The sequence below is a fragment of the Tannerella forsythia genome (assembly GCF_003860135.1).
Classification (GTDB): domain Bacteria; phylum Bacteroidota; class Bacteroidia; order Bacteroidales; family Tannerellaceae; genus Tannerella; species Tannerella forsythia_A.
Map to the genome: position 1 here is coordinate 46554 of NZ_RQYN01000017.1, position 6860 is coordinate 53413.

Here is a 6860-nt window from a genome sequence, read left to right on the forward strand (position 1 = left end):
ACATTTATACATTATAATTTATTACACACGATGAGCGAGAAAAAATATTCGATCAACAACATGGTATTGGCGTTTATTGCCGTACTCATAGTCATAGGATTAGTTGCATTAGCCGGCTTTTTCCTATTGTCCCCCCCCGACGAAATCATTATGGGCCAAGCCGAAGCGACCCAAGTACGTATTTCGGGCAAAGTACCCGGACGTATCGAATCGTATCGCTTTGGCGAGGGGGACAATGTACGTGCAGGTGACACGTTGGTCTTCCTTGACACCCCGGAGATTATGGCTAAGCTGCAACAAGCCGAAGCCGTCCGTCAGGCTGCTGAGGCACAGAATACCAAAGCTATGGCCGGCGCCCGTTCGCAGGAAGTAACCGGTGCTTATGAGTTATGGCAGAAGGCAAAAGCCGGACTCGATATTGCCCGGAAATCGTACGATCGCGTACAGCGTCTCTACGAACAGGGCGTGATGTCTGCTCAAAAACGCGATGAAGTCGAAGCCAATTATCATGCGATGGTCGCGACCGAAAAGGCGGCTCGTTCACAGTATGAGATGGCGAAAGAAGGAGCGCGCCGTGAAGACAAGATGGCAGCTTCGGCACTCGTCCAGCAAGCGAAAGGTGCGGTAGCCGAGGTGCAATCGTACATCGGTGAACGGGCTTTGGTCTCGCCTATCGACGGTGAGATTGTAGAGCGCTTCCCTCAGGTAGGAGAACTGGTCGGAACAGGTGCCCCGATCATGAACATCGCAGATCTGAACGACTTGTGGATCACATTCAGTGTACGGGAAGATTTATTGAGTGAGATCAAAGTCGGAACAGAGGTCAAAGGTTTTATTCCGGCACTCAACAATCAGGAAGTGACGATGAAGGTGTATTATATGAAAGCGATGGGTACGTATGCCGCATGGAAGGCTACGAAAGCAACAGGCCAGTTCGACGCAAAAACGTTCGAAGTGCGTGCACGTCCCATTGAGAAAATAGCGGATCTGCGTCCCGGAATGTCTGTCATCATCAAGCGTTAAAGGGAGAATGATGACCATTCGGGAAGGCATACGAAGTTTGAAGCGGATATCCGTACGAGAAATCCGTAGACTCTGTTCGAATCCGTTGTATTTCTTTTGTATGATTGTCGCACCGATTGGCAGTCTGTTCTTTCTCATGACACTGATGCAAGGCGGACTGCCGACGAATCTTCCGGTGGCCGTCGTCGATTTGGACAACACGCCCACATCGCGCCGGCTCATTCGTCAGTTAGATGCTTTTGAGCAGACGGCTGTAACGATGAAGTGTGCTTCGTTCGAGGAGGCGCGCAGAGAAATGCAAAAAGGGAACATTTACGGGATCTATCATATCCCGAAAGGTCTTCAGCGTGAAGCGTCATCAGGTAAACGACCGAAACTGTCGTTTTATACGAACGGCTCGTTTCTGATCGCCGGATCACTGATGTTCCGGGATATGAAAACGACTTCGGTATTGGCCGGTGGAGCCGTTGGTCTTCAGATAGGAGAAGCCAAAGGATATACGACAGACCAGATCATGGCGCAAATACAGCCGATTGTCATCGATACACACGCGATCGGCAATCCCTGGCTTAATTATTCGATCTACCTGAACAACGCGATTTTGCCCGGACTATTACAGTTATTGATCTTTATCGTAACGGTTTTTTCGATCGGGACGGAGATCAAAGACAGAACCTCTCGCGACTGGCTTAATATGGGGCATGGTTCTATTACAATTAGTGTGCTTGGGAAGTTATTCCCTCATACGTTGATATTTACGTGTATCGGTTGGTTGATGTGCGCGATTCTTTACGGATATAACGCTTTCCCGCTTCATTCGGGTTGGATGCCGATGCTCGTTGCCATGTTTCTGCTGGTAATCGCCTCACAGGCACTCGGAGTCTTTATGATCAGCGTACTGCCTACGGTGCGGCTGGGACTTAGTCTGGCCTCTCTTTTCGGTATGTTAGGGTTCTCGATTTGCGGACTTTCTTACCCTGTATCGGCCATGTATCCCGAGTTTCATGCCGTATCCTACCTCTATCCGCTCCGTCATTACCTGTTGATCTACATCGATCAGGCGTTGAACGGACGTGAGCTTATTTACACTTGGGCAGAATATGTTTGGCTTGCAGGTTTTATCGTGCTACCCGTCATTATGCGTAAGTATTTGAAGAACGCCATGCTCTATTTTCATTACATTCCGTAAAATACGAACGATGAAAAGAGAAAAAAAATTATTCGACGTCATAGCCGAAGGCATCCGGGACCTGTTTTATATCTGGAGAGAAGAATTCAAAGCCATCTTCAAAGATAGTGGCGTAATGATCTTTTTCTTTCTGGTACCATTGGCCTATCCGCTGATTTATTCGCTGATCTATCATCCCGAAACGGTACATGATGTCAAGGTCGTTGTGGTCGACCAGAGCCAATCGTTTTACAGTCGAGAGTTTGTACGCCGTGTAGATGCTACGCCGGACGTGCAGATCGTTCGTTCTTGTATCTCGATGGACGAGGCACAAACGATGCTGAATAAAAAAGAAGCGTACGGTATCTTGTTGTTTCCGAACGAGTTCAGTAAAAACCTGCATGCGGGACGGCAGGCCACAGTTTCCCTCTATTGTGATATGAGTTTGTTGCTTTATTATAAAGCGATGTTACTTTCCACGACGGAAGTATCGCTCGAAATGGGAGGCGAGATACACGCGCAGAACCGGCCGCAATCGACCGAACAACTCAAAAAAATAGAGATTGAACCCATACCATACGAATCAACGACTCTGTTTAATCCCGCGAACGGTTTTGCGAGCTTTCTTCTGCCGGCGGTACTGATCCTGATCATCCAGCAAACGCTGGTGTTGGGTATCGGCATGTTGGGCGGTACGGCGCGTGAACGCAACAAATTTCATCATCTCGTACCGATCGACCGGCATTTTAAGGGAACGCTGCGTGTCGTATTGGGCAAATCGTTTGCTTACGTCGTGATTTATATTCCGGTATGTATCTGGACTCTGATCGTGGTACCCAAGATTTTCTCATTCCCAAGTGTCGGAAATCCGTGGGATATCCTGCTATTTCTGTTGCCTTACCTGCTCGCGTGTATCTGTATGGCTCTTACGCTTTCCGGTTTTATGCGCACTCGTGAATCGCCGATGATGATCTTCGTCTTTATGTCCGTGATTCTGCTCTTCATTTCGGGCATCTCATGGCCGACAGAGGCATTCCCCGTTTATTGGAAAATCTTGGGTGACGTGTTTCCTTCCACTCCTGCCATACGCGGCTTCGTACTGATCAAAAGTTGCGGAGCTTCATTGCATGATGTGGCACGCGAATACCGTTTACTTTGGATACAATCCGGCGTATATTTTATCATGGCAGCGCTTGTTTACAGGAGGCAGATTATTCGTGTACGCAGAAAGATGATCCGACAATACAAAGAAGCAAAGCTCCGGAGGGGATAAATCTCCTCCTCCGTTGTCTTTCCATGGGTTTAATCCCCTTCTTCCAACATGAAAATTTCGTTCACATTCTTACCGAAAACGGCGGCGAGTTTTAAGGCTAATACCGTAGAAGGTATGTATTTGCCGGCCTCAATGGCATGAATCGTTTGCCGACTGACTTGAATCTTCTCGGCCAGCTGCTGTTGCGTAAGACGTTGCACTGCTCGTTCGATGCGAATCGTATTAATCATTTCCGGTCTTTCTTAAACGGTGTAAATCGATTCTGTATTTAAGAATGAAAAGAATCAAAATGAGATACAGATTGATGAATACAAAATACAGATAAGCCAGATTATATACAAGCAGAGTCACAACGATGGTGACGATGCCGCTTATCAGCATAGCCCAACGCATGGAGCGCGAACGCAGGTACTCCATGTATTCATCTTCTTCTTTCTCTCGTGAGAAGGCAATGAGCAACAAAGATATCGTAAACAACACGATCGATATTTGTCTCATCGCATCTGTCTCAACCATTGTAAACCATTCTATCGATGAGAACAGCTCGAAAGAAAGTACTGAAAACATGCGGCAAGGCAGCAAGTCGCCATCTGCAAAAAACAAATAGTAGCCGCATAAGAGCGCCGAAGGGATCGCGAGTATCTGTCCGATCCGCCTGTAACTGTTTGGGAAAAGATACGTATTTTTCATCGGGTTATTTTTTTAATTGAACTTCGCTACAAATGTAATGTATATTTTACATATAGACAAGTTTGCTTTACAAAAATAAAAACGAAGATGATTTTAAAGAGGGAAATACTTACCTTTGCTACCCGAATGAAACCGAACAAATGTAAAGCATGGATACAGGCGGCACGCCCACAAACACTGGCTGCATCAGCCAGCCCTGTATTGGTAGCTTGCGCGTTGGCCTACCGAAACGATGCCTTTCAGTGGATACCTGCAGTATGGTGCATGGCCGTTGCCGTGCTGGCACAAATAGCTGCCAACTTCTTCAACGACTATTTCGACTTTAAAAAGGGAGCTGATACCGAACAACGTCTGGGTCAGCAACGGGCAGTCGCTTCGGGATGGATTACTCCCAAGACGATGCTGATTGGGGCTTTCGTCACGTTATCCGCAGCCTCTCTTTGCGGCTTTGCGTTGCTGCTCTTCAGCGACTGGTGGCTGATCTTTGTCGGACTCGCTATAGCCCTTTGTGTGCTGGCTTATACGGCCGGACCTTACCCGCTGGCTTATCATGGGCTGGGCGATCTGGCCGTATTGCTGTTCTACGGTGTTATTCCCGTATGTTTTACTTATTATGTACAAGCGCAAGAGTTTACTTGGACGGCTGGTTGGCTTTCGATAGCCATGGGACTACTTTCCGTAAATATCCTGCTGGTAAATAATGTGCGCGACAGAGAACAAGACGCCCAAGCCGGTAAACGCACGACAGTCGTCATGTTCGGACGACGTTTTGGAACGACACTTTATCTGATCAACGCACTATTGGCCGTAGCTTGTTCCTGGCCGGTCTATCTCTATCGTAGCCGAAGCATTTGGATCTTGTTTATTTTCTTTCTGATGATCGTATTACTTACATGGCAGGATCTATCTCGTCAGCATGGCACCGCCCTCAACCGTACACTCGGAATAACAGCCCGCAATGTCCTGCTGTATGCCTTTCTGCTGATTTATGTATTGGTTTTGTAAGGTTTGCCCCTGTATCTTATTACATCAGGCTTTCAGCCCTCCGCCGAGATGCGATGCCTTTTTCCCCAACGCTTCGCATTGGGCTGAATTAGTACGCCCTTTCAGGGCTTTTACAGCCTTCAGTCTTCAGTCTTCAGTGTTCAGTGTTCGTAATTTGTCATTCGTAATTGTTCGCTAGCGTTCAGTGTTCAGCCAACAAATCAACACCTCAACAAACAAACACCTCAACACCCGCAGGGCGTAACCATTAACAATTATAATTCAGGCTTTCAGCCCTCCGCCGGGAAGGATGCCTTTCCCCAACGCTTCGCATTGGGCTGAATTAAGGCGCCCTTTCAGGGCTTTTACAGTGTTCAGCGTTCAGTGTTCGGTGTTCGTAATTTGTCATTCGTAATTGTTCGCTAGCGTTCAGCGTTCAGCCGGCCAACAACTCAACAAATAAACATTTCAACAACTCAACGCTCGCAGGGCATACAAGGGCTGAAAGCCTGAATGAATTCGTCAGCATGGCGTCGCCCTCAACCGTACACTCGGAATACCAGCCTGTATTGGTTTTGTAAGGTTTGCCCTCGAGCAAACTATTTGCATTTCCCCAAGAAAAGTTTATTTTTGCAAATGGTAGCAATATACGCTACTTATAAAGAAAATAAAATATTTCGATATGACAGAAAAAGGATTCTCCTATACCGATTTTATTCGACAAGTGCTGACCATGGGACGGATTTCGTTTACTATTGAGGAAGTAATGCAACAAAGCGGATATGGCAGAAAGATCGCACAGGTTTCTCTTTCCCGTTTGGCCAACAAAGGAGAAATCGCTCTTATCAGGCGGGGTTTTTACGTCATCATCACGCCGGAGTTTTCCTTGCAAAAGAATGTGCCACCTATCATGTATATCGATGATTTAATGAAATATGTGAAAAGAGAATACTACGTTTCACTTCTGTCTGCAGCAGCCCTTCACGGTGCCGGCCACCAACAGCCGATGCAGTATTTCGTTACCATTGGTATACCTCCCGTTAGATCCATAGAAAGAGGCAGGTTACATATATCTTTCAATGTGAGAAAAGAATGGGATAATTCTTGTGTTACACAGATGAAAACTCGTACAGGATATGTGAATGTCTCTACATCGGAAGCGACCATGCTCGACCTTTTGGAGAACCAACGCGTATTCGGGTTAGGCAGAGTGATTAGCGTAATCGATGAACTTTCCGAACACATCAACAAGTTATCTTTGCGACGTGCCATTGTCTCTTATCCGACGGCTATTATACAGCGGTTGGGGTACATCCTTGAAAATCTGCTTGGAAAGGAAGACCTGACAAAAGGACTGTTCGCTGTTCTTGTCAAACGGGCTGTATATCCCCAATACCTTTCCCTGTCTGCAGAAAAGCGTGGAGTATTGAACAACAAGTGGAAAATCATTGTGAATGATGAAATAGAAACAGATATGCTATGATACCTCAAGGATACATTCTCGAATGGAAAACCGTTGCTCCGTGGATAAACGAAGCACAAGTGGAACAAGACTTGGTAATCAGCCGCGCGTTGGTGGAGATGTTTTCTTCGCCATTTATCAGGGAAACGTTGGCGTTTCGTGGAGGAACCGCTCTGCACAAACTTTATATAGTTGCTCCTTAAAATATATTCATTAAACTGTTTGTCAATAAAATAAATGGAATAATTATTGGATATTCT

The 6860-nt window shown here is 46.5% G+C and carries 7 protein-coding genes and 1 pseudogene; 6 read left to right on the top strand and 2 right to left on the bottom strand.

Annotation, left to right across the window (positions count from 1 at the left end; all coding sequences use genetic code 11):
- The first annotated feature begins 30 nt into the window (after window positions 1–30).
- The 3 genes from EII41_RS06110 to EII41_RS06120 are packed head-to-tail and all read left to right on the top strand — an operon-like array spanning window position 31 to window position 3464.
- Window positions 31–1023, top strand: coding sequence for an HlyD family secretion protein (locus tag EII41_RS06110; RefSeq protein ID WP_124789854.1), 993 nt, complete (start codon window positions 31–33; stop codon window positions 1021–1023).
- Window positions 1024–1033: 10 nt separating this feature from the next.
- Window positions 1034–2212, top strand: a complete 1179-nt coding sequence (locus tag EII41_RS06115; protein ID WP_124789862.1) for an ABC transporter permease — start codon at window positions 1034–1036, stop codon at window positions 2210–2212.
- A 10-nt stretch (window positions 2213–2222) separates the two neighbouring features.
- Window positions 2223–3464, top strand: coding sequence for an ABC transporter permease (locus EII41_RS06120; RefSeq protein ID WP_124789855.1), 1242 nt, complete (start codon window positions 2223–2225; stop codon window positions 3462–3464).
- Window positions 3465–3493: 29 nt separating this feature from the next.
- On the opposite strand, the gene EII41_RS06125 is transcribed toward EII41_RS06120, so the two are convergent.
- Window positions 3494–3694, bottom strand: coding sequence for a helix-turn-helix transcriptional regulator (locus EII41_RS06125; protein ID WP_124789856.1), 201 nt, complete (start codon window positions 3692–3694; stop codon window positions 3494–3496).
- Window positions 3687–4154, bottom strand: coding sequence for a hypothetical protein (locus EII41_RS06130; RefSeq protein WP_124789857.1), 468 nt, complete (start codon window positions 4152–4154; stop codon window positions 3687–3689). Before EII41_RS06130 ends, EII41_RS06125 begins: the two co-directional genes overlap by 8 nt.
- A gap of 87 nt (window positions 4155–4241) precedes the next feature.
- On the opposite strand from EII41_RS06130, the gene EII41_RS06135 reads away from it, so the two are divergent.
- From EII41_RS06135 to EII41_RS06145, 3 genes and pseudogenes are all read left to right on the top strand, one after another.
- Window positions 4242–5159 carry a 1,4-dihydroxy-2-naphthoate polyprenyltransferase gene (locus tag EII41_RS06135; protein ID WP_411292584.1) on the top strand — a complete coding sequence of 306 codons (918 nt, stop codon included), beginning with the start codon at window positions 4242–4244 and terminating at the stop codon, window positions 5157–5159.
- 661 nt (window positions 5160–5820) lie between these two features.
- Window positions 5821–6621 (top strand): type IV toxin-antitoxin system AbiEi family antitoxin, encoded by an 801-nt coding sequence (locus EII41_RS06140; RefSeq protein ID WP_124789858.1) that lies wholly within the window; start codon window positions 5821–5823, stop codon window positions 6619–6621.
- Window positions 6618–6791 (top strand): annotated as a pseudogene (locus EII41_RS06145) (nucleotidyl transferase AbiEii/AbiGii toxin family protein); the annotation flags it as partial. The gene EII41_RS06140 and the pseudogene EII41_RS06145, both read left to right, overlap by 4 nt.
- Between the last annotated feature and the right edge of the window lie 69 nt (window positions 6792–6860).

Bases quoted from the DNA above. Each gene is read 5' to 3' on its own strand.
- EII41_RS06110 (WP_124789854.1), top strand. From the start codon at position 31: ATGAGCGAGAAAAAATATTCGATCAACAACATGGTATTGGCGTTTATT.
- EII41_RS06115 (WP_124789862.1), top strand. From the start codon at position 1,034: ATGACCATTCGGGAAGGCATACGAAGTTTGAAGCGGATATCCGTACGA.
- EII41_RS06120 (WP_124789855.1), top strand. From the start codon at position 2,223: ATGAAAAGAGAAAAAAAATTATTCGACGTCATAGCCGAAGGCATCCGG.
- EII41_RS06125 (WP_124789856.1), bottom strand. From the start codon at position 3,694: ATGATTAATACGATTCGCATCGAACGAGCAGTGCAACGTCTTACGCAA.
- EII41_RS06130 (WP_124789857.1), bottom strand. From the start codon at position 4,154: ATGAAAAATACGTATCTTTTCCCAAACAGTTACAGGCGGATCGGACAG.
- EII41_RS06135 (WP_411292584.1), top strand. From the start codon at position 4,242: ATGATTTTAAAGAGGGAAATACTTACCTTTGCTACCCGAATGAAACCG.
- EII41_RS06140 (WP_124789858.1), top strand. From the start codon at position 5,821: ATGACAGAAAAAGGATTCTCCTATACCGATTTTATTCGACAAGTGCTG.